Origin of the sequence: Myxococcus sp. CA039A (genome assembly GCF_013336645.1) — a bacterium.
Classification (GTDB): domain Bacteria; phylum Myxococcota; class Myxococcia; order Myxococcales; family Myxococcaceae; genus Myxococcus; species Myxococcus llanfairpwllgwyngyllgogerychwyrndrobwllllantysiliogogogochensis.
In genome coordinates this window covers 17,967-40,615 of sequence record NZ_JABUMQ010000058.1, presented here as the reverse complement: position 1 = coordinate 40,615, position 22,649 = coordinate 17,967, and the positions used below count along the sequence as shown (strand labels likewise).

Here is a 22,649-nt window from a genome sequence, read left to right as displayed (position 1 = left end):
GTGGTGGAGGGGGGCACCGTGCGCTGCTGGGGGGACAACTCCCTGGCACAGCTCGGCAACAACACCACGATGGCCGCACTGGAGCCGGTGGATGTGCCGGGCGCGGGCACCAACGCGGTGACCGTGGTGGCGGGGCTGGGGCACTCCTGCTCGCTGCACGCGGGGGGACAGGTGATGTGCTGGGGCGAGAACAACTTCTTCCAGCTCGGCGGAGCGTTCGCGGGGAAGGCGCCCAGGCCCGTGCCCGTGCTGGGGCTCCCCGCCAACCTCACGGTGCTCGCGTCGGGCGCCAACCACACCTGCGCCGCCACCGCCGATGGAGAGGCGTGGTGCTGGGGTGACAACACGTACGGAGCGCTGGGCACGGGCCTCGCCAATCCCACGCCCGAGCCTGGGGCGGTGCGGGTGAGGGGCGTGAGCGGGCCGGTGCGCGCGCTGACGGCGGGCCTGAGCCACACCTGCGCGCGCGTGGGCATGGGCGACATCGAGTGCTGGGGATTCAATCGCGAGGGACAGCTGGGGGATGACACCGCGCTGGACAGCGCCACGCCGGTGCGGCCGGTGGGGCTGTCTTCGACCATGCGGCAGGTGCGCGCGGGCAATGCCTTCACCTGCGCGCTGGACGCGGAAGGTCGCGTGCGGTGCTGGGGACTCAATGGCGACGGACAGCTGGGGGATGGAACACGCATCCGCCGCGCGGCGCCCGTGGAGGTCACGGCCCTGGGCGACGACGTCGTGGACCTGTCGGCCGGAGCGACGAGCACCTGCGCGGTGATGCGGGATGGACAGGTGCGGTGCTGGGGCGCCAACGCCTTGGGCCAGTTGGGTGATGGGACGCAGTCGGACCGCGTGGAGCCGGCCGTGGTCCAGGGGCTTGGGGCCCCCTGAGAGGGAGGACGGCATGTCACTGTTGAGGGAAGACCCGCTGTTGCTGGAGGCCTTTCGCCGGGGAGAGCCGGGGGCGTTGACCCGCGTGTACCGGGCCTACTCCGGGCACGTGGCGCGGTTCCTGTCGCGCACGTACGTGTCTCGCGGACCTGGGGGCCTGGCGCGCGTGGGGCCGTTGGATTTGGAGGCCGCGCACCAGGAGACCTTCGTGCGCGCGTTCCGCGAGCAGGCCCGGCTCACGTATGACGGCGTGCGGCCGTACTCCATCTGGCTCAACGCGCTGGCGCGGCAGGCGGCGGTGGATGTGCTGCGGGCGGCGGGGCGCATCGCTCGCGAGGCGGTGGCGCTGGATGACACGCCGACGGCGGAGCGGCTGGCCAGCAACGCACCTTCGCCCGAGGACCGTGCGCTGGAAGCAGAGACGCGCGAGCTGGTGCTCCGCTTCCTCGCGGGCCTCGACGAGGCGACCCGTCGTCTCGCGGACCTGCGCTTCGTGCAGGGCCTGTCCCAGGAGCGCGCGGGGCTGGTGCTGGGATTGTCCCGACAGGAGCTGCGGACGCGCGAGACGAAGCTGCGCCGCGCGATGACCGACTTCCTCCTCGACGAAGGCTGGCTCACCGCTGACTCGCCCGATGCATTGCCCTCCGCCGCCGCCACGGCCGCGGTGCTGGCGCTCCTCTTCCCCCTCTTCGTGCCTTGATTCGAGTGAGTTTCCCCATGGCCCTGTTCACCCAGCACGTGGACCGACAGCTCGTCCACCTCGCCAACGAGGGCGTCCTGCCTCCTCGCCAGTGGAGCCGCGTGCTGCGTCATGCCCGCGGCTGCGCGCGGTGTGGAGCGCGCTACGAGCGGGTGATGAACCTGCGCCGCATGTTCGCCAGCGACACCGTCACCGTGCCCACCCCGGGGGAGCTGGCGTCGCTCGAGTCGCGCGGGCTGCCCTCGGTCCTCGCCACCTTGGCGAGGGAGTCGTCGACCGAGTCCTCGGGACAGGCAGCGCGAGCGGACCGGCTGCACAAGGACCTGGGGGAGCCGTGGAGCCTGGCGCGGAGGCTGTGGGCCCGGGTGCTTCAGGCGTGGAACTCGCCGTCGCTGGGGCATGTGGGCGGCGCGTGGGTGGTCAGCTTGATGGCGGCGGCGGGACTGCTGTGGCTGAGCCTGCCGAGCGACACGACGGAGTGGGGCGCGCGCGGCGAGGGACAGGGCGCGACGGTGATGCGACTGTTCTGCGTGCCAGCGGAAGCGGAGCTTCGGGAGGTCCGAGGTCAGGGCGACTGTCCCGCCGGCGCGGCGCTGGCCTTCGCGGCCGGGGCACGTGCGCCCTACACGCATGTCGTGGTGACGGTGCGCACCGACAAGGGGCTGAAGGTGGAAGGACCGTTCGAGGTGAAGGCGTCTCCGGGCGCGGAGGCGGCGCTGGACCTCACGCCGAGACTGCCCGACACGGGAGAGGTGGAGCTGACCGCCGTGTTCGCGAGCAGCGCGTCCGACGCGCTCGCCGCCGCGCGCGGAGAACCCGTCCGAGACGTCGTACGCGTGCAGCATCGCGTCCGCATTGCGGGGAAGCCATGAGCCACCGGCTCCATCGAGACGCGGCTGTGCTCGCGGAAGGAACACCATGAGACCCAGCACGGTTCCGGTGCCCAGCGGTGTCGTCGTCCTGTGGCTCGCCTGCTGCGCGACGGTGTCCCTCGCCGAGCCGGCGACCTCATCCTCGGGGCCACCTCCGGTGCGGCGCGCCCTGGTCGTCGCCTACAACGGAAGCGACTCCCCGGGCATGCCTCCCCTGCGCTACGCGGACGATGACGGCGTGCGCTGGATGGAGACACTCCAGCGGCTGGGCGTAGAGGTGGTGCTGCTCACCGTCGCCGATGCCGACACCGCCGAGGCGGAGCGTGAGCGACTGACCGGGGTGCGCGTGCCCACGCTCGCCGCGCTCGACGAAGCCGTGGCGGCGCTGGCCCAGCTCAACGCGGCGGACCGCGCCGCCGGACGCACCGTGGACTTCCTGTTCGTCTACGTGGGCCATGGGCGCACCGGTGAGTCCGCGCGCGCCTACCTCACGCTCGCCGACGGCCGGCTGGACCAGGAGGGCCTGTACACCCGGGTCGTGGAGCGACTCGAGGCGGACTATGTCCACCTGCTGGTGGATGCCTGCCACGCGGCTGGCGTCGTGGGCAGCCGGGGCGCCGACCCGCTGGTGCTCCGCAGGTTGCGACGCGCGCTGGAGCAGGAGCAGCTCGCGGGCCACCCCAGCGTGGGCGCCATCTTCGCGGAGAGCAACGAAGGCGAGACGCATGAGTGGTCTCGCATCCGCGCGGGTGTCTTCAGCCATGCGGCGCGCTCTGCGCTGCTGGGTGGCGCGGACGTCAACGGTGACGGGCAGGTCGAGTACAGCGAGCTCGACGCCTTCGTCGCCGCCGCCATCCGGGGCGTGAAGTCTCCGCAGGCGAGGCTCGCGCTGCGCACCTTCCCGCCGATGCTCAATCCCTCGCGCGCGCTCATCGGCCCCATCCCGGAGGGTCCCCGCCTCGACCTGCCGGCGACGCCCGGGGGCGCGCGCATCTCCGTGGAGGACACGAATGGCGTGCGCCTCGCGGATGCGCATCAGTCCGAGGGAGAGCCCCTGGTCCTCGCGTTGCCGAAGCGCGACGCGTACTGGTTGCGTACGCCCGGAGGTGAAGCCCGTGTGCGGCTCGCGGACCTGAAGGCCAGACGACTGCCCCGCCCCTCACCTCCCGAGATGGCCCAGCGCGGCGCCGCCGAGGAGAGTCTGCTCCAGGGCCTCTTCGCCCTCCCCTTCGGACGCGATTTCTACGAGGGCTATGTCGCTTCGGCGGGAGGGCCCATCGTGGACTTCTCCAATCCGGTGACACCCGGAGACCCATCGAGCCTGCCGCACTCCCTGGGGCTGGAGGTGGGCCTCACGCTCGGCGCTCCGCCACTGGGAGGTCGTGGTGTGGCACGCGGACTGTCGCTGGCCTGGCGCGTGCCGGGCCCTGGCATCGTCCGGTGGGGCGCGCGGGCCAGCTACTCGCTCGCACCGGATGCGTGGGTGGACAACACCACGCTTCAGCGCGTGTCCGTACTGGCCATGGGCGGACTGAACGGCCGAGGCACGCTGGCCCCGTTCGCGGAGGCGGGCGTGGGCTGGTTGATGACGGTGGTGGACAAGCCCGGCCGCAGAGAAGGCGACTCGCTGGGTCTGTCCGCGCGCGCCGCCGCGGGCCTGCGCTGGAGGGCGGGCGACTTCGCCGTGAGAGGCGCGCTGGGCATGGACCTCGACGGTGTCCGGGTGGATGGGCACCGTCGCGGACACTGGATTCCCGGCGTGGAGCTGGGGCTGGAGCGCTGAGCGACTCGCCGCGAACGGCGCGGAGCCGCACACCGTCGCGGACGCTGCATGGAGCGACTCGCCTCGAACAGCGCGGAGCTGCACACCGTCGCGGACACTGGATTCCCGGCGTGGAGTTGGAGCTGGAGCGCTGAGCGTCCCACCGTCCACGCGGTGCGCGGCACACTGTGAACGCCGTTGACAGTGGCGCCCTGGCGCCCGCTCAAGTCCCTGGAATCAGGCCCGTGCATCCCTGGCAGGGCGCTTGCGTTGGACCCGCTCCGAAAGGGGCGACACATGAACGCGGAGAGCACGGGGTGGGGCGAGGCACGGTGGGACGCGGGCAAGATGCTCCGGTGGAGCCTTCTCCACCTGGGCGCACTCGTCGGCGGCGCGCTGTACTTCTCGTGGAGCGCGGTCGCGGTGTTCGCCGTGCTCACGGGGGTGACCATGTGCCTGGGCGTCTCGGTGGGCATCCACCGCGGCCTCATCCACCGGGCCTTCCGCGCACCGCGCACTGTGGAACGGACGCTGGGCCTCATCGGCACGTTGGCGGGACTCGGCGGCGCCCTCGGCATGAGCCGCATGCACCACCTGCGCGACTTCCACCAGAACCAACCCGAGGCCGACTGCCCCGAGTACTTCGGCTACCGCGACGGCTTCCTCAGCGCGATGACCCACGCCCTCTTCCGCACGTGGCACGCACGAGACGCGAGCGTCTATCCCCCCGTGGACGCCGACCTGGAGCACGACGCCTTCTTCATCGCCCTGGAGCGCGCCGGCCTCTGGCTCCAGGTGCCCCTCGCGCTCGCGCTGTACGCGGTGGGCGGTCCCGCGTGGGTGGTCTGGGGTGTCTTCGTGCGACTGGCGCTCACGCAGGATGGCTTCTGGTTCGTCCACTACGTGAGCCATGTGGAGGGAGACCAGCCCTACGCGCTGCCCGGGTGCGCGGAGCAGGGACGCAACGCGGGCTGGCTCGCCCTCGTGAGCATGGGTGAGTCGTGGCACAACAACCACCACGCCTACCCGAGCTCGGCCCAAATGGGCTTCGGCTGGCGACAGCCGGACCCGGGCTGGTGGACGGTGAAGGCGCTGGCCACGCTGGGCCTCGTGCATGACGTGAAGACGATGGGGAACCTGCCGCTTCGCCCCGGAGCGCACCGACGCCCCGGCCCCCGAAAACACCCGCGCAGGTGCCTCCGCCGACGCGACGGCGCGCACGGCCTGCCTGTGTAGCGCCACGCGACGGCTCAGAAGGCCCAGCCCAGCGACAACGCCAGTCGCTCGTCAATCACCCACGAGCGCCCTTCGTTCGACTGCTCGCCCACGGGGAACAGCCCTTCGTACCCGGGCTTGGCCGTGACGTTGCTCGTGTACTGACTCGAGTCATGCCGGGCCTCCGCGCCCACGCCCGCCTGCACCGCGAGGCCTCGCCCGAGGATGACGGTGTAGCCCAGCATCGCCGTCGCGCCGAAGCTCCAGATGCGCTGCTCGTTGTCGTTGAGGCTCGCCTGTCCTTCTATCTCGAAGCGGCGCCACGAACGGGTGACCTCCAATCCCGGCGACACCCACAGCCCCTCGGGCGCGTCTCCCACGAGGAAGATGCGGGCCCGGGGACCGACGCCCAGGACGAAGGTGGAGCTGCCTGCCTCGTTCTCCCGCTCCCCTGACACCAGGGAGTCGGACCAACCCTTCTGCTGGGTGAACCCGGTGCGCAGCCCCAGGCCCACCGACACGCGGGGACTCACCACCCGCTCTCCCTCCAGCGTCACCACACCCAGCTCATCGGGAGTGACGGAGACTCCCAGCACCGTCTTGCGCGCGGGCGAGACGGACGGTCCGGCGCTCAGCTCCTGGGCGTGAGCGGCAACGGACGACAGCAACGTCAGACACAGCATGTGAATGGGCTTCATGTTTGGACATCCCCCAATGACGTCCCTGGCACGCTCGTCCAGCGACCCACTCCCCTTGTGCAATGGGCGTGCACAACCACACTCCAGAGGGAGCCTCAGCTCATGAGCACCCCTCCCCACGACATCGTGTCAACGAAGGCCCGCGCGCCGCGTGACAGGCTGACAGCGCGCCATCCACCCCGCTCCACACGCCGTGACACCGAGCACTGTCCGCCAGCACGCGAATGGCGTCGGGACGGCGGGCCCACGGACTCGTCACGTTGCGCGATGCACCGGGCATCAAGATACTCCCGCCCGAGCCTTCCCACGGGGAGTCACTCATCCGGGGATGGAGGGAGTCCAAGTGATGCGCATGCGAATGCTGCTGGCGTCCGCGCTGCTGGTGCTCGGTGGCTGTGGTGGTGATGACGACAAGGAAGGCGACGACGGCGACGACACCACGACGGACCATCGGTCCAACGTCACGGGCGCCTATGAGAGCACGGGCACCCTGAGCGCCACCTTCAACGGAGAGACCCAGACCGGGGAGTTGGACGACACGGTGCGAATCTCGGAGGCCTCCGGCTCCAAGACGGCCCTGAGCCTGCGCTCCGAGTCCCTCACCTGCGACCGGGACCTGCGGGCGACGATGACCGGAGAGAACACCTTCTTCATCAGCGAGGGCGCGTGCTCGGTCTTCGACGAGGAGAGCAAGTGCACGGCGGACCTGAGTGTCACCTCCGGGCGAGGCAGCCGGGAGCCGAATGGCCCCCTTCAGCTCACCCTCCAGGGAAAGTTCACGGTGCGCTGCTCCCCGCTGCCCATCGTCGGTGACTTCACCCTGCTGCTCACCGGAACGCGCACGGGCGCGGAGTCCCTGCCTCGCGTCGAGACGCGGCTCTTCCACGTCACGCACCCCTGAGCCATCCGGCGACCGCGCTCCAGGCCAGCACGGGAGCGCGGTCCACCGGGCTCACCGCCTCACAGCGTCACCACGGCCTGCTCGCGACGAAGCTGGAGCACGCGCACGTCGGGGTCCACCACCCAGCGCTCGGGCGGGAAGTCGGAGCGCACCGTGACGTCGGCCTTCTCACCCGCACCCAGCACCACGCGGCTTCGAGCCTCGCGGTAGTCCGGTGACTGCACGTCCGGAGCCTTCGCGTCCGGCCGCTTCGCGAAGCGCTCGCCCTTCACGGCGGCGACCTCCACCGGCATGCGGCCGTCCCCCACGTTCTCCACCGTCACCGTGGCCACCCACTGTCCGCCCTCCTGCTTCACCTGGGCATTCGACAGCCGGTACTGCGGGACATGCACCTCGTGGAACCACTGCTGGACGAAGGCGTCATAGGCCGCCGCGTCCGGCGCGAAGGGGCGCATCGCCGCGGTGAAGTCCTGCAGCACCGGGTGGTCCTCATAGCCCACGTACTTCTGGAGGAACGCCTGGATTCCCGCGTGCATGGCCGGGCGGCCCATCAGGTCCTCCAGCATCGAGAACGCCCAGCCTCCCTTGTCGTAGAGCACGGTGTTGTCGCCGTCGCGCGAGTCGTCGAGCTTCACCAGCGACTGCTCCGCGTCCACGTGCCGCTCCCTGGCGTAGCGCTCCTCCAGTCGCTTGGCGATCTCCATCCGCGTCCGGGGACCGTCCAGTTGCTCCATCAGCTTCATCGCCGAGTAGTGAGACATGCCCTCCGACAACACCGAGCCGCCCGGCCCCTTGCCAGGGATGAGCATGTTGCCCCACCACTGATGCGCCGCCTCGTGCGCGGTAATCAGCAGGACTGCATTCGACTCCGGCGTGCTGCGCGCGAGAAAGCCGATGCTCTCCGAGAAGGTGATGTTGGTGGCGAAGCCCTGCGCATAGGTGTCCAGGCCGGGGAACTCGGACAGCTTCAGCTCCTTCCACGGATAGGGATGGAACCATTCCGAGTAGTACCGGCGTGACGCGTCCAGCCCGCGGCGCATGGCCTCCACGTTGTAGACATGCGCGGGGTGGTGGAAGACGGCGGTGCCCTCGCCGCGCAGCACCGCCCAGCGGCCCGCGACGATGTTGAACATGCTGACCGGGGCGTCGCTGCGCCACACGCTGACCCGACGTCCGTCCTTCACCTCGTCGCTCTCCAGCACGCCCACCGAGTTGAGCGTGTACTCCGCCGGCCCCGTCACGCGAATGCGCGTGGTGAAGGGCGTGCCCGTGCCATAGGCGGCCTCCGTGGGCCCCACGTAGAAGTCATCCGGGTAGACACGGGGCTCGTACCGGTTCTCCTCCTTGTCCACGCCGATGTCGTCGCGGAAGCCCACCACCGGCGCGAAGCTCGGCCCGAAGCTGGTCAGCACCACGCCGGAGGGAAGGATGAACTCCGACACCTTGCCGCCACTCTTCGTCACGCCCTTGGGGAACTCGCCGTGGAACTCGAAGCCCACGCGCACCGCCGAGCCGGGTGCCAGGGGCGCCTCGGGTTTGAAGACATAGAACCGCGAGCGGTCCTCGGGCGTGACGTCTCTTCCATCCACCGTCCAGCGCACGTCCTCCCAGTGGTCTCCGCCCGTGAGGGCAAAGGACTTCAGCGCCTTCTCTCGCCGGTTCACCAGCGTGTACGTGCCTCGCGTGCGGAAGGCGCGGCCCTCCGGGTCCAGATCCACCTCCAGGTCCACGTCCTGAATCGCCGGCTGCGGCGCGTCCAGCCACGTGGCCAGGTTCTTCTGCCAGTACTCCTTCGCGCGCTTCTTCGCGGCGTCACCCTGCCAGCCCTGCCCCACCTGCACCGCCGCCGCCACGAGGGCCACCGCGGGCACCACCGCCCACGGCGTCAGTCGCCACGCGCCGCGCAACAGTCCCCCGGGGCGGATGCGCTCCAGCAGGCTCACCGAGTCCGCCGCGCGCCGCCCATCCCACCGCACCGCCAGCGCCGTGAAGAAGGCGGCGAGCCCCAGGACGCCCACGCGGTTGAGCACGAGCACGGACCTGTCCAGCTCGAAGGGCCCCATGTCGGACCACTGCACAGCGCTCCACAGCGGCCAGTTCGTCGCCCAGTGGAGGTTGCCGCGCACCGCCGCATAACCGGTGAGGCTCAGCACCGCGAGCGACACGCCATACGCGCCGAAGCGCCCTCCCGCCACCGCGTGCGCCGCCAGCACGAAACACGTCCAGGCGAAGAACGTGGGCAACAAGAGCCCCCACGCGAGGACGTACGACGACAACGAGAGCGGCACCTGGCCTTGCACGAGCTGGGCGATGATGCCCGCGAGCCCCGTCGCCACCAGCAGGGACACTCCGACGAGGCTGTTGGCGAGCGCCTTGCCCAGCAGGACGGAGACGGTGCGCACGGGCGCGGCGTCATGGATGGGCGCGAGGTCCGAGGCGCGCTCTCGCTCCAGAGACTCCACCGTGTAGAACATGAGCAGCAGACACGCGAGCGTGGACGCCACGCCCAGGGTGCTCACCGCGAAGAAGCCCGGGGACGTCAGGAGCGAGGTGTCGAACGGGCCCACCTTGTTCAGCGCATTCGCCACCGTCTGCATCAGGATGATGGGCATGAACAGGTAGAGCCCCGGCTGCGACAGGAGGCCCCGCAGCTCCGCGCGCGCCACCACCCACAGGCCCGACAGTGCCCCGGGAGGATGGGCTCGCATGCCCAGCGTCACGAGCGGCGTCTCCTCGCGCGCGCCACCATCCGTCGTCGCCAGGGGAATGTCCGCCAGCGCCTTGCCGTGCGCGCCGCGCACCGGCGCACCACGCAGGCCTCGCGCCACGTGCCGCGCGCTCCACGCCACGCCGCCCAGCCCCACCGCGATGAAGCCCAGTCGACTGAGGACGAACAGCGCGTCCAGACCCACGCGCTCCGCGTTGTAGAAGGCGACCCCTCGGTCGACCTTCACCCATGTCTCACTCAGCCACCGCATGCCCGCGGGGTCCAGCGCCTGGAGCACCCGGTTCACTCGAGGGTCCAACCACCCGGGAGTCCAGCTCCACAGGAAGAAGGCGCAGACGAACATCAGCACCACCGGCAGGAAGTACACGAGCACCGGGCGCCGAGTGCCCGCGCCCAGCGCGAAGGAGGCACCCGCGATGAACACCAACTGGGGCACGCCGAAGAAGAGCGCGGGCCGCACATAGTTGAGCCACGACAGCGGGCCGCGATACTCGGCGTGCTCGCCCGCGGGGATGACGTGGTGGAAGAAGACGAGGAAGAGCGCCATCGCCCCGAGCGCCACCCCGTACGCGCTCAGCACCGCCAGGAACTTGCCCCACACGTACTCGCGCGGCGTCAGCGGCGTGGTGTGGAGGAGGGGGCCCACCCGCGCCTCCTCGTCCGCGATGACGCCCATGCCCGCGCCCACGGAGACGAAGAAGCTGAAGAGGAGGAACATGAGCAGCAGGAGCGTCTGAGAGACGGCGAACTCGCTCGTCACCCAGGCCTTCTGCCCGCCCACCTGGCTGGCCCCGGATTCGATGGTGACGTTGCCTGACGACAGGCCCCACACCGACAGGAAGGTGACGAGCAACAGGATGACGAACAGCGGGCGGCGCATCTGGTGCGCCAGCTCCGTGCGCACCACCGTGCCCAGACGGGCCACGTTCATCGCGCCACCTCGCGTGCGGCTTCCACGACGGGCGACGGCTGCGAGGTCGCGGAGGCCTCGCGCGTGTCCTTCATCATCAGCAGATAGGCGTCCTCCAGCGTGGGCGTGACGCGCTCGAAGCCCACGGGCACATCGCCTCCCGTCGAGTGGATGCGCACGCGGTTGCGGCCCTCGAAGAGCACGGCCTGCGTGACGCGGCGGGTGCGCTGCAGCTCCACCAGCTCGGTGGCGGAGGCGGTCCCCTCGAAGATGGTGCCCTGGATGGAGGCCTTCGCCTCGGAGGGCGACGTAATCGCCACCACGCGGCCCTGCCGGATGACGGCGAAGCGCGGGCACAGCATCGCCACGTCCTCGACGATGTGCGTGGACAACAGCACCGTGCGCTCGTTCGCCACTTCCGCCAGCAGCCGGTAGAAGCGCAGGCGCTCCTCGGGGTCCAGGCCCGCGGTGGGCTCGTCCACGATGATGAGCTGGGGGTTGCCCGCGAGCGCCTGGGCGATTCCCAGCCGCTGCCGCATGCCTCCCGAGTACTCCTTCACCTTGCGCTTCGCGGCGAACGTGAGGTTCACACGCTCCAGCAGCTCCGCGCACAATGACTTCAACCCTCGCGGCGCGGTGACGCCCTTGAGCTTGAGCAGGTACAGCAGCATGGCCTCGCCCGTGAGGTACGGGTAGAAGCCGAACTCCTGCGGCAGATAGCCCAGGTGGGGCCGGAGCGCTTCCGGGTGGCGGACGATGTCCAGTCCATCCAGCGTCACCTCACCAGAGGTGGGCTCCAGCAGGCCCGACAGAATCTTCATCAACGTGGATTTGCCCGCGCCGTTGGGACCCAGCAGCCCGAACATTCCACGAGGTATCTCCAGGTCCACGCCACGCAGTGCGGACACCGGGCCCGGGTACACCTTCACCAGATTGCGGAGGGAGAGCATGCCCCCCGTACGCCTGGAAGGCCGCGCTCATTTCACGGGACGTGCGCGGAAAGCGGGGGCTCACGGTGTCTGTCGGGCGCACACCCGGGTGACGCACCGTGGCGCCACGCCTGAGGACTCAGCTGGGGATTCGATGGAGCGGAGCGCAGTGCGGCGCATCTTTCTGAAGCCACTTGCGCAACACCTCGGCGCCCACGGTGTCGCCCGCACGCGCGGAAGCCACTCGAAGCCCCCAGGCACTCATCAGCCAGGCCACGGGGAGATTGGTCTGCTGGTTGTGCACTTCCAGCGCCGCGAGCGAGTCGGGGGTGGCCGTGCCGGTGAGCACCTCGCCGATACCCACGCAGATCTCGTAGTAGGCGCGCCCCTCGTCCGAGCCGGCGACCGGGCTCGGAAACTCCACCATGGAGAGGGCCTCCTTCGCGAGCGCGAGCCCTCGCGCGGGGTCGTCCTCGCACAGCATGACGATGCTCGCCTCACCCACTCGCTCCATCGCGCGGATGACAGGGGGACGCGCTGACCAGTCGACGCTCGCCAGCTCCCGGCGCGCGGAGGCCGCGTCACCGTAGCAGGCATGGGCCAGGGCGCGGGAGCTCGCTCGGTAGAAGGCGACATCCGGAAACCGGCTGCTCGACGCGTACACCTGTTCGTAGACGGCGAGCAGGGCGCTCACGTCGGGATGCAGAAAGGCCGCGTCGATCTTGCGGTGTGCTGACCATCGTCTCCAGAAGATGGAGCCCAGAGTGCCCACCGCGAGCACGCCTCCAACCAGCAAGACGAAGCCCAACTGAGACCCGGACCGACTCAGCTCCTCGGTGGATGGCAGCTTCGGCGTCTTGCCGCCAGTGACCATGAAATACGCGGCGACGTAGGCAACGAGGATGAACGGCAACAGCTTCATCCAAAGCTTGATGGGCGCGAGAGCACTGCGTGGGCGAATCGATTCGAGGTAGCGGGCGTTCTCGTCACGGGACATGCGCGCACTTATAGCCAATCCCTCTCGCGCCACCACGGACTCGCGAAAGGAAGGAGGCTCCTCATTCGAGACATTGATTCAACAGAACGCTGAGGGTGTTGCTCTCGTAGTTGGCCGTGACGACGTCCAGCCGCCCGTCTCCATTGAGGTCCGCGCTCATCACCGCGAACGGACGGCCACCGGTGGCAAAGTCCTTCCGGGGTTTGAAGCCGCCTGTCCCAAGCCCCTGGAAGACACTGATGAAGCGGGCGCTACCGGGGGTGTTCTCGACATCGTAGTTGGCCACGGCGATGTCCGCCGCGCCATCCCCGTCGAAATCACCGGTCGTCACGCCGTAGGGGTTGCGCCCCACATTGAGGCTCTGTTTCAGGGAGAAACCACCCAATCCATCCCCCTGCATCACACTGACGGTATAGCTGGCGGCGCTGGGACTGTCCGCGAGGGCAACCGCCGCATCGACGTATCCATCGCCATTGAAGTCCGCGAGCGAGAGTCCTCGCGGACGCCCTCCCGGATACGGACTCGACAGCGCCGTGAAGGAGCCGTTGCCGAGGCCCCGCAGCACCTGGAGGACATTGGAGGAGCCCACCACCACGAGGTCCAGCTTTCCATCTCTCGTGGCGTCCGCGCTGGCGATGGCGACCGGGTTGCTCGTCCCACTGGAGGAGGTCCGCGCTGGAAGCAGGCCCCCCAGGCCGTTCCCGGGCAACATGCTCACGGTGCTGGAGCTGGTGTCCGCCGTGACGACATCCATGAAACCGTCGCCATTGAAGTCCGCGCTGATGACCGAGTGCGGAAACCGGCCCGTGTCGAACTCCGTGCTCGCGCCAAAACCGCCTGCTCCATCCCCTAGCAACACGCTGACACTGCCTCCCAGCGTCGAGGGGGAGTTGCCGTTGCCGTTCGCCACGACCAGGTCCAACCTGCCGTCCCGGTTGAGGTCCACCACCACGACCGAGGTGGGATTCCTCCGGGTGGGGAAGTCCCGCCGCGGCCCGAAGCGACCCGCGCCAACCCCCAGCATCACCCCCACGGAGTCGCTGGACTCGGAGGTCACCACGAGGTCTGGATTGCCATCTCCATCGAGGTCACCACTGCTCACCGCCGTGGGCTGCTGGCGGGTGGCGTGGTCGCGCCAGGTCAGAAACGCTCCCGTGCCATCTCCCTTGAGCAAGGTCATGACCGACTGCAATTGATTCGACAGCGCGAGGTCGATCCGGCCATCCCCATTGAAGTCCCCAGCGGCAATCGACGACGGGTTCTTGAGCGTGGCGAAGTCCTGTCTCCCGGAGAAGCCACCCGTGCCATCTCCGAGCAGCACGCTGACCAGACTCTCACTGTTGCTGTACTGGACGATGTCCCATCGGTCATCCCCGTTGACGTCCGCGAGCAGCATCCCGGAGGCCACCACTCCGACGTGCGAGATGCGCTCCGTCCCGAGGCGCCCCGCCCCATCTCCCAACAACACGCCAACGCCCTGGCCACCCATGTTGGAGCCGATGACGTCGAGCCTTCCATCCCCATCGATGTCCGCGAGCCGCAAGGTACCGGGGCGCATCGACACGGCGAAGTCCTCTCGCGCGGACAACCCGCTCGAGGCATCTCCCAGCATCACGGCGATGGACGACGCTCCATGACCCACGACCAGGTCTGAGCGGCCGTCGCCGTTCAAATCTCCCGCGGCCATCAAGCCCAGCGCGGCACCGAAGAGGATGTCCCTCCGGGGCGAAAAGCCACCGGTCCCATCCCCCAGGAAGAGGTTGATGTCCTGACTGACAATGTTGGCCACCACGAGGTCGGCATTGCCGTCCCCATTGAAGTCCCCGCTCGTCACGGAGAGCTGCGTCTGCCCCACACCCAGGTCCACCTTCGAGGTGAAGCCGCCACGCCCATTGCCCATCACGACGCTGACCATCGTGGAGCCATGAAGACCGGGCGTGTACAGCACCATGTCCAGGTTCCCATCGTTGTTGAAGTCCGCGAGCGCCGAGCCAGTCCCACTGATTGAAACGGGGAACGCGACCTGCTCCACGAACGCCCCCGAGCCATTCCCCAACAGCACCCCGGCATACCGAGCCGAGGGGCTCTCGCTCCGGCCGACGCCGAGGTCCGGAATGCCATCGTTGTTGAAGTCCGCGACCGCCACCGACAAGACCGAATGCCTCGCCAGGGGCCACCCTCCCAATCCCAACCCACAGGACGTCGTCACCTCACATGCAGCGGAGCGCGGGCTGTCGCCCACCGCGTTGGTGGCCTGCACCGTGAAGGTGTAGTGCGTCGCGCCGTCCAGCCCTCGCACGGTCGCGGAGGTGGCGCTGCCCGCGGCCGAAGCCGAGAACCCTCCTGGACTCGCCCGCACCGTGTAACGGGTCATGGGGCTGCCGCCGTCGGACACAGGGGGCGTCCAGCTCACCGTGGCCTTGCCGCCTCCGAGCGCGACGGCGCGCGACTCCCGAGGCTCGCTGGGAACATCAGGCGTCAGCACTTCGCCCGAGGGTTCTGATTCGGCGCTCGGGCCCAAGGCATTCACCGCGATGACAGTCACGCGATAGGCCGTCCCATTCACGAGCCCGGTGAGGGTCGCCTCCCGAGGCTCCGCGTCGACAGTGACGGGCGTGCCCGCCGTCCCCGCGCTGTACGGTGTCACCCGGTAGGCCGTCACCGGCGAGCCACCATCCGACGCAGGCATGGCCCAGGTGACGCTCAGGGAGCGGATGCCAGCCGTGGCCACCACCTGTGTGGGGGCATCGGGCGGGCGCGGCAATGTCACGGCCGAGGAAGGCTCCGATGACGCGCTGTCACCGCGCGCATTGGTGGCCACCACGGTGAACGTATACGTCTCGCCCGGGGTCAGCGTGGTGAAGGTCACCTCGGTCGAGGAGGCATCGACCGTCGTGGAGGCACTCGCCGCGCCACCGCCTTCGTGAGCGGACACCGTGAAGCCCGTGAGCGCACTGCCTCCATCGAAGGCAGGGGCCGTCCAGCGCACGGTGACGCTCGAAAGGGCCACGCTCGCGGTGACGTGGGTGGGGGCATCAGGCACCGTGGAGGGAGTCACCGGTGCGGACGGCTCGGACTCCGGGCTGTCACCCGCGACGTTCGTCGCCCTCACTGTGAATGTGTAGGCCTGTCCATTGGTGAGCCCCGTGACGACAGCGCTCGCGGTGGCCACAGTGGCCGAGTGCCCCCCGGGGCTCGCCGTCACCGTGTAACCCGTCACGGGGGCGCCATGGTCCGCTGGAGCGCTCCAGGAGACCGACGCGCCACCTTCTTCCGCCGTGGCCACGACCTCCGAGGGCGCGGCGGGAGGCGTGCGCGGCGTCACGGGCGCGGAAGGTGACGACGACGCGCTGTCCCCCACGGCGTTGGTGGCCACGACAGTGAAGGTGACCGGCTGCCCCAGGGTGAGTTCGGAGAACGCCCCGCGCGTTTCCGGTGCGGAGATTCGAAGCGTCGCGCCACCCGTCGAGGCGGTGACGGTGTAGCCCGTCACGGGGTTTCCCTCATGGGACGCAGGCGCGGTCCACGCCACCTCCACTCCACCGGCGTCATCCACCGTGGCGTGGACCTCCGAGGGCGCCGCCGAAGTCGACCAGGTGATGACCGACGTCGTGGCGGGAGCGCCTTCGCCCACGTCGTTCGTCGCCGTCACCGTGACGGAGTACGGAGTGCCATCCGCGAGCCCCGTCACCTCCGCGTGCGTATCCGTGACGACGACAAGCGCGGCGTCGAGAGGAGGAAGAATGCTCACGGAGTAGCCGATGATGGGACTGCCATGGTCGTCCGGAGCGCTCCAGTCGAGCCGCGCGCCACGCACTCCTGGCCGGGCAAGGAGATCGACCGGTGCTCCCGGGCGCGCGGCGGGCGTCACCGGCAACGAAGGAAGGGACGGCACGGAAGGCCCCACGGCGTTCGTGGCCACCACCGTGAAGGTATAGGGGGTTCCGTTCGCGAGGCCCGTCACCAGGACCGAGACCGAATCGCCTGGGACGTTCGCCACCGCGCCACCCGGGGAGGCCGTGACGGTGTAGCCGAGGATGGGACTGCCGTGGTCCTCAGGCGCCAACCAGGACACCTGCGACGAGGCATCACCACGCACCGCGACGACCTGCGCGGGAGCGGATGGAACCTCCGCGCGCGGTCCCGCATCCGTTTGCTCACCGGCGTCCGTGGGGCCGGCGTCCGTAGGGCCTGCATCCGTGGGGCCCGCGTCCGTGCCGTCGCCCGCGTCCGTGCCGTCGCCACCATCTGTCGAGCCCGCGTCCGCGACGCCCGCGTCCGTGCCGTCACCCGCGTCCGCCACCTCGACGGGTGGACGCGGTGGAATACCCGCCTCGCCACAACCCACGCCAACCGCGAACACAACGAGGAGCATCCAGACGCATTGGCGGAACGACATTGAAACTCCCCGGTAGAGGCGGGGCTTTGTAGCAGCGCGTCGGCCACTCCCTCAAACGCGGCTCGACGGCGTCCCCAAACGAGTCCACCTCAGTGTACCCCTCTCACACATCGAGTGAGGCGCATCGGGAGACGGGCTTGCTCCCGAAAACCAGACATGCCCAGAACCTCCCCCCGGAGTCCTGCATGAACGAGCGCGGACGAGACTCATCAGCCCCAGCAGCGTGACGACCAGGACTCGCTTCAGCCAGCAGCCACTGTCTCCCTCACGAGTGCCGCACCAACCGCAGTGACGCGCGCGACGCCGTCGAAGCAGAGGCCGAAGCGGACGCCGAGGCCAGCAGCCCCACGTCGGGCCACGCGGTTTCCGGCTTCCCCTCCACGAGGAAGTCCACCGCCTGCGAAACGACCTCCGGCGCGTACAGGATGCGGTGATGCCCCAGCCCCTGCGTGCGCGTCAGCCGCGCGCCCGGCCAGGCGCTCGCCACCGACTCGCCCGCGACGAGCGGCACCTCCCGGTCTCCCACGTCGTGAAACACATGCAGCGGCACGTGCCCCAAGAGCCGCACGAAGTTCGGCAGGGCCAGGTCACGCAGCCGCACGTTGAAGTGCGCCTCGATGCGCTGCTCCATCCGCATCCACACGCCATCCGTCAGCCCCATCGCCCGCGCGAAGGCCTGGATGCCACCCCTCGGGTCCGCGGGCGGCGAGACGAACACCGCGCGTCCCACCTTCAGCCCATCGCGCATCGCCACCGCCGTCGCCGCCGCGCCCAGTGAGTGCGCAATCACCGCGTACGGCCCGCCCGTCGCCCGCGCCACGTCCGCCACCAGCTCCGCCATCTCCGGCAACGAACTGGTCCTCCCCGACGACTGCCCGTGCCCCGGCGCGTCGTACGTCACGACGGAGAAACCCGCCGACACCAGCGGCTCCACGAAGGCCGTGAGCTGCCCGCCATACCCGCTCCACCCGTGCACCAGCAGCACGCGCGGTCCCACGCCCCAGCTCCACACCGCCACCTCCTCGCCCCCCAGCGTCAGCATCCGCGGCTGCCCCCGCGCCAGCACCGCCTCCGCCGTCTTCGAGCGATGCGGCCTCCGAGGCGTCCGGAACATCCGGTCCGCCCACGCCGCCGTGAGCCCCGGCGCCACCGCCCCCATGCTCAACGCCGCCGCCCGCACGCCCCACATCGCCAATTTCGCCCGAACGTTCGTGCTATTTTTCGCCATGACGAGGTCCTCCTCGGAACGACACACAGCCAAAGAAATCTCAGGAGCCTTGGGGACGGGCAGCGCGCAACAGCGCGTCGAAGGCGCGCCGGGCCCACGTCTCCGCGCGCGGCTCTTTCAAGAGGCGCGCGGAGTGGTGAAAGCCCAGGAGCAGTGCGTTCTCATCGTGGGCGAACTGCTCCACGTCCACGTCCTTGTGGAAGTGCCCCTCCGCGACGGCGATGCGCGCGGCCTGGGCCAGGCAGTCCAGCCAGTCCCGCTGCGTCTGCACCAACCTGTCACGCGCGGGCCCGGGCGCGTCGTCCAGCTCCGTGGCCGCCGCCACGAAGATGCACCCGCCCTCCGGCACCAGCTCCTTCTCCCACGTCAGCCACTGCTCGAAGAGGGCCCGCACCCGGGGCTCGCCTCGCGGCTGCGTGAGCGCCGGGCGGATGACGCGCTCGGTGAACAGCGCCGTCGCCGCCTCCAGGATTTCCACCTGGAGCGACGTCTTGGAACGGAAGTGCGCGAACAGGCCGCTCTTGGAGAGCTGCAGCTCCTCCGCCAGGCCGCCAATGCTCAGCCCCTGGAGCCCCACGCGGCTGGCGAGCTGGATGGCCCGCTCCAGAATCGCCTGATGGGTGAGCTCTCCCTTGCGCATGGGCTCTTTCTAAACGCCCGTGCTTTTTTCCGCAAGTCGATGAACCACGGGGCCGCTCAGCCCTCGGTGTTGCGCAGGAAGTCCGCCACCTGGGCGAAGCGGTCATCCAGGAAGCGGCGCAGGCCGCCGGTGACTCCCCGGGCATCCAGGGCCTTCCCCATGGCGCGCAGCCACGCGTCGCGCATGGAGAGATCCACGGGCACATGGCCATGACGCATCCGCAGGCGCGGGTGGCCGTGCCGCTCCGCGTAATGCTGCGGCCCGCCCAGCCAGCCGATGAGGAAGAGGCCGAAGCGCTCGCGCGTCCCCTCGTTCACCCGGCCCTGCTCGTCCAGTTCGTGCAACTTCGCCAGCACGGGCTCGTGCGCGTCCATCGCGTCATAGAAGGCCCCCGCCAACGCCATCACCGCATCCGCGCCACCGATGCGCTGATACGGCGTGTCCTCCAGCGTGGGCACCCAATCATCAGAGGAGGGAATTTTGAGCTCAACAGGCATGACATCCTTCAACATCCGTGCGGGCACGGGGTCTTCCCCTCCCGAAACGAGCGCTCGGCGTGCCGCTCCGAGGGGTGTCGAGAGGCCGACAGGTTGGCAGGCACCTCGCGGGTTGCCCATCGAAGATTTGACCCAGGCAAGAGCCGGTTGCTAGAGCCCTGCCCCACCCGTGCACCCTTCCACCAACTCCAAGCAGGCCAGGGCGATGCCTCCGCCCCGAGTCTGGGTCCTCGACGACAGCTCCGTGGAAAACGAGGCCATTCGCCGCGTGCTCACTCCCACCTGCCGGGTGGAGACGTTCACCGACGGGGCCGCGTTGCTGGAGGCGCTGGGGCGGGAGCACGGAATGCTCCCCGAGGTGCTCGTCCTGGACTGGTACCTGCCGGGCATGTCGGGCCTGGAGGTGTGCCGCTTCGTGCGCTCGGGCGCCACCACCTCGCTGATTCCGGTGCTGCTGCTCACCGTCAACACCCGCGCGGACGACGTGGTGGAGGCGCTGGCGGCGGGCGCCAACGACTACGTCTTCAAGCCCTTCCGTCCGGTGGAGCTGGAGGCGCGCGTGCTGGCCCTGGCGCGCCTGGAGCGTCAGCGACGCCAGCTGCTCGAGGACGAGCGCGCGCGGCGCATGCTGGCGGAGGGCACGCTGACGGAGGTGCAGGCCGCGGAGGAGCGCGCGTGGCGCAGCGAGCTGCGCTTCCGGCTGGCCGCCCGGGCCACGCGGGACGCGGTGTGGGAGTGGGACCCGCGCACGGACACGGTGGACTGGACCAGCGGCCTGCACGAGCTGTTCGGCCACGTGTCCACGAACATCCGGGACACGCGCGACTGGTGGGCGGAGCGCCTGCACCCCGAGGACCGGGACCGCGTGGTGCGCGGCCTGCGGCTGGCCCTGGCCAGCGAGACCCACGAGTGGCAGGACACCTACCGCTTCCAACGCGGGGACAGCACGTGGGCCCACGTGGTGGACCGGTGCCACATCGTCCGGGACGGGGACAACCAGGCGGTGCAGGTGGTGGGCGCCATGCAGGACGTCACCGAATGGCAGCAGACGGAGGCCGAGCGCCTGCGCCTGCTGGCCGAGGTGCACGCGCAGGCGGACTTCGAGCGGCAGCTCATCGGCATCGTCAGCCATGATTTGCGCAACCCCCTGGGCGCGATAACGCTGGCCGCGTCCCTGCTGGCGCAGCGCCCGGACGCGGACGACCGGCAACAGCGCAACGTGCAGCGAATCCTGCGCGCGGCGGAGCGGGCGACGCGGATGATTCGCGACCTGCTCGACTTCACGCGGGCCCGGCAGGGCCGCGGGCTCCCCATCTATCCGCGCGCCATGGACCTGCACGAGGTGGTGCACGCGGCGCTGGACGAACTCCAGGCGGCCTGGCCCGAGCGCCGCATCGTCTCCGACTACCAGGGCAGCGGCGCGGGCGCGTGGGACCCCGACCGGGTGGCGCAGGTGCTCGGCAACCTGGTGGGCAACGCGATGCAGTACAGCCCGCCGGACACCGTGGTGCGCGTCATCGCGAGGGGCGAGGACACGGGCATCGTCCTGGAGGTCCACAACGCGGGCCTCCCGATTCCGGGCGACCTCCAGTCGCGCATCTTCGAGCCGCTGGAGCGCGGCGTGGAGCGCCCCGAGGACCGGGGCGTGCGCAGCATCGGACTGGGGCTCTACATCGTGCGCAGCATCGTCGTGGCCCACGGCGGCACCGTGGAGGCGCGCTCCACCCAGGAACACGGCACCACCTTCACCGTGCGCCTTCCCCGCCAGCCGCCCGTCGCCCTCGCGGCCCAGGACGACGACGGACAGGCCGCGGGGTAGTCCGCCTCAGTCCACCCAGCGCTTCGGCCTGCGCTTCATCGTGGTGACGCCCAGCCTGTCGCAGAATGACTCGAACACCTGCCGGGGCACGCCCCGCCACGCCACGTCCTCCAGCGTCTTCGTGCCGGGCAGCGGAGCATCCGTCACCAGCGTGGCGAGCCGCCGGTACAGCAGCGCCTCCTCGCGATGCGCGCGCAGCGTCGCCGCCAGCTTGTCCGCGCCACGCGGGCGCGCCGTCCACGTCGCCGCGTCGTCCGGAATCGCCTCCAGTCTCCCGTAGGCCGCCAGCAGCGACGAGGCGCCCTTCTCCCCGAAGCCCGGCAGCCCGGGGATGCCATCCGCGTCGTCGCCCATCAGCGCGAGCAGGTCCGGCACGCTCGTGGGGGACACGCCCAGCTTCGCGCGCACCGCGTCCTCGTCCAGCACCTTCTCCTGACGCCGGTCCACCTGCACCACGCGTTGGCCGCGCACGCACTGCCCCAGGTCCTTGTCCGGGGTGAGCAGCCGCACCTGCTCCACCGCGTCCGCCCACTTCGCCGCCGCCGTGGCCAGCGCGTCGTCCGCCTCGTGCTCCTTCATGGACCACACGCGCACGCCCAGCGCCGCGACGGCTTCCTCGGCCAGGTTGAACTGCGCATGCAGCTCCGGCGGGACGCCCTCGTCGCTCTTGTAGCCGTCGAACATCGCGTTGCGGAACGAGCGGATGGGGTTGTCGAACGCCACCGCCACGTGTGTCACCGCTTCGTCCGTGTCGTGCAGCAGCATGAGCAGCGAGGACATCAACCCCACCGTCGCCTTCACGTCTTGCCCGTCCGGCGCGGCGTGGCCGGGCCGGGGCGAGAAGTGGGCGCGGTACAGCTCGTACGTGCCATCCACCAGGTGCAGGCGCATCCCGCCGTCCTATCGCTCCCGGCGCCTTCCGACCAGCCCGGCCGCACCGTCACGAGGCCCTCCGCGCGCAAGGACTGCTCGCCGCGCCTCGGGGTCGCCCGGCCGCTCCCCGGGCGGCTTGTCCCGGTGAGGATTGCCGGGTTGTCGGCCCGAGCACACTTCAGGACCTGGGGCGCGACACCCGCGCTCCATCCGGCTGCTGGAGGTAGACCGTGCGCCCGAAGCTGCTTGCCGCGATGCTGTGCGCCACCCTGTTCGGGTGCGCCAGCCAGAGCGTGACACCCGTCTCGAACACCAAACGAACAGAGGCCATCGCCTCCATGCGCGCCGCGGAAGGAGCAGGCGCGTCGCGCATCCCCGAAGCCGCTCGCCACCTGGAGTTCGCTCGCCAGCAGGTCAACAACGGCGAGCAGCTGATGATGGACGAGGACATGGAAGGCGCGGAGCTGAGCTTCATGCAGGCGGACGCGGACGCGGACCTCGCGCTGGCGCTCGCACGTGCGTTGCCACTGGAGCGGCAGGCGCAACAAACCACCCAGCAGGCCCAGGCGCTGCAACGCGGCCTGCAGTGAGCC

At 70.0% G+C, this 22,649-nt stretch carries 18 protein-coding genes; 9 read left to right on the top strand and 9 right to left on the bottom strand.

Translation table 11 applies throughout. The features are described 5' to 3' along the window. The 6 genes from HR086_RS12585 to HR086_RS12565 all read left to right on the top strand — a co-directional run. A partial coding sequence (locus tag HR086_RS12585; RefSeq protein ID WP_373564289.1) for an RCC1 domain-containing protein occupies positions 1 to 888 on the top strand: 888 nt, incomplete at its 5' end. 13 nt (positions 889 to 901) lie between these two features. Further along, the gene (locus HR086_RS12580; protein WP_174465738.1) at positions 902 to 1,588 is read left to right on the top strand and encodes an RNA polymerase sigma factor; all 687 of its coding nucleotides are present in this window, start codon (positions 902 to 904) and stop codon (positions 1,586 to 1,588) included. A gap of 17 nt (positions 1,589 to 1,605) precedes the next feature. Continuing rightward, positions 1,606 to 2,460: a hypothetical protein gene (locus HR086_RS12575; protein ID WP_174465737.1), complete on the top strand. Its 855-nt coding sequence runs from the start codon at positions 1,606 to 1,608 to the stop codon at positions 2,458 to 2,460. Between the two features lie 46 nt (positions 2,461 to 2,506). After that, positions 2,507 to 4,243, top strand: a complete 1,737-nt coding sequence (locus HR086_RS12570) for a caspase family protein (RefSeq protein WP_174465736.1) — start codon at positions 2,507 to 2,509, stop codon at positions 4,241 to 4,243. A 48-nt stretch (positions 4,244 to 4,291) separates the two neighbouring features. Beyond that, positions 4,292 to 4,414, top strand: coding sequence for a hypothetical protein (locus HR086_RS49185; RefSeq protein WP_256433625.1), 123 nt, complete (start codon positions 4,292 to 4,294; stop codon positions 4,412 to 4,414). Positions 4,415 to 4,519: 105 nt separating this feature from the next. Continuing rightward, positions 4,520 to 5,458: an acyl-CoA desaturase gene (locus tag HR086_RS12565; RefSeq protein ID WP_174465735.1), complete on the top strand. Its 939-nt coding sequence runs from the start codon at positions 4,520 to 4,522 to the stop codon at positions 5,456 to 5,458. Positions 5,459 to 5,472: 14 nt separating this feature from the next. On the opposite strand, the gene HR086_RS12560 is transcribed toward HR086_RS12565, so the two are convergent. Beyond that, on the bottom strand, positions 5,473 to 6,135 hold the full coding sequence (locus HR086_RS12560; protein WP_174465734.1) for a hypothetical protein: 663 nt from the start codon (positions 6,133 to 6,135) through the stop codon (positions 5,473 to 5,475). Positions 6,136 to 6,478: 343 nt separating this feature from the next. On the opposite strand from HR086_RS12560, the gene HR086_RS12555 reads away from it, so the two are divergent. Continuing rightward, positions 6,479 to 7,036, top strand: a complete 558-nt coding sequence (locus HR086_RS12555; RefSeq protein WP_174465733.1) for a hypothetical protein — start codon at positions 6,479 to 6,481, stop codon at positions 7,034 to 7,036. Positions 7,037 to 7,095: 59 nt separating this feature from the next. On the opposite strand, the gene HR086_RS49180 is transcribed toward HR086_RS12555, so the two are convergent. The 7 genes from HR086_RS49180 to HR086_RS12520 all read right to left on the bottom strand — a co-directional run bounded on the left by HR086_RS49180 (position 7,096) and on the right by HR086_RS12520 (position 19,364). Beyond that, the gene (locus HR086_RS49180; RefSeq protein ID WP_174465732.1) at positions 7,096 to 10,695 is read right to left on the bottom strand and encodes a M1 family aminopeptidase; all 3,600 of its coding nucleotides are present in this window, start codon (positions 10,693 to 10,695) and stop codon (positions 7,096 to 7,098) included. Beyond that, complete coding sequence (locus HR086_RS12545; protein WP_174465731.1) at positions 10,692 to 11,624, bottom strand: ABC transporter ATP-binding protein; 933 nt, start codon at positions 11,622 to 11,624, stop codon at positions 10,692 to 10,694. Before HR086_RS12545 ends, HR086_RS49180 begins: the two co-directional genes overlap by 4 nt. 118 nt (positions 11,625 to 11,742) lie before the next feature. Further along, a complete protein-coding gene (locus HR086_RS12540) occupies positions 11,743 to 12,600 on the bottom strand; it encodes a hypothetical protein (RefSeq protein WP_174465730.1) in 858 nt (285 codons plus the stop codon). A gap of 61 nt (positions 12,601 to 12,661) precedes the next feature. After that, positions 12,662 to 16,999, bottom strand: a complete 4,338-nt coding sequence (locus tag HR086_RS12535) for a fibronectin type III domain-containing protein (protein ID WP_174465729.1) — start codon at positions 16,997 to 16,999, stop codon at positions 12,662 to 12,664. 265 nt (positions 17,000 to 17,264) lie between these two features. After that, positions 17,265 to 18,227, bottom strand: coding sequence for an alpha/beta hydrolase (locus tag HR086_RS12530; protein ID WP_174457076.1), 963 nt, complete (start codon positions 18,225 to 18,227; stop codon positions 17,265 to 17,267). 40 nt (positions 18,228 to 18,267) lie between these two features. Further along, positions 18,268 to 18,867, bottom strand: coding sequence for a TetR/AcrR family transcriptional regulator (locus HR086_RS12525; RefSeq protein WP_174457077.1), 600 nt, complete (start codon positions 18,865 to 18,867; stop codon positions 18,268 to 18,270). A gap of 56 nt (positions 18,868 to 18,923) precedes the next feature. Next, positions 18,924 to 19,364 (bottom strand): group II truncated hemoglobin, encoded by a 441-nt coding sequence (locus HR086_RS12520; RefSeq protein WP_174465728.1) that lies wholly within the window; start codon positions 19,362 to 19,364, stop codon positions 18,924 to 18,926. 205 nt (positions 19,365 to 19,569) lie between these two features. Between HR086_RS12520 and HR086_RS12515 the strand changes: the two genes are divergently transcribed. Beyond that, on the top strand, positions 19,570 to 21,183 hold the full coding sequence (locus HR086_RS12515; protein WP_174457078.1) for an ATP-binding protein: 1,614 nt from the start codon (positions 19,570 to 19,572) through the stop codon (positions 21,181 to 21,183). A 6-nt stretch (positions 21,184 to 21,189) separates the two neighbouring features. Here the strand turns inward: HR086_RS12515 and HR086_RS12510 are convergent, their stop codons facing one another. Then, entirely contained in the window at positions 21,190 to 22,074 is an 885-nt protein-coding gene (locus tag HR086_RS12510) for a 5'-3' exonuclease H3TH domain-containing protein (RefSeq protein ID WP_174465727.1), read from the bottom strand. 212 nt (positions 22,075 to 22,286) lie between these two features. On the opposite strand from HR086_RS12510, the gene HR086_RS12505 reads away from it, so the two are divergent. Further along, positions 22,287 to 22,646, top strand: a complete 360-nt coding sequence (locus HR086_RS12505) for a DUF4398 domain-containing protein (protein ID WP_174457080.1) — start codon at positions 22,287 to 22,289, stop codon at positions 22,644 to 22,646. Positions 22,647 to 22,649: the final 3 nt, after the last annotated feature.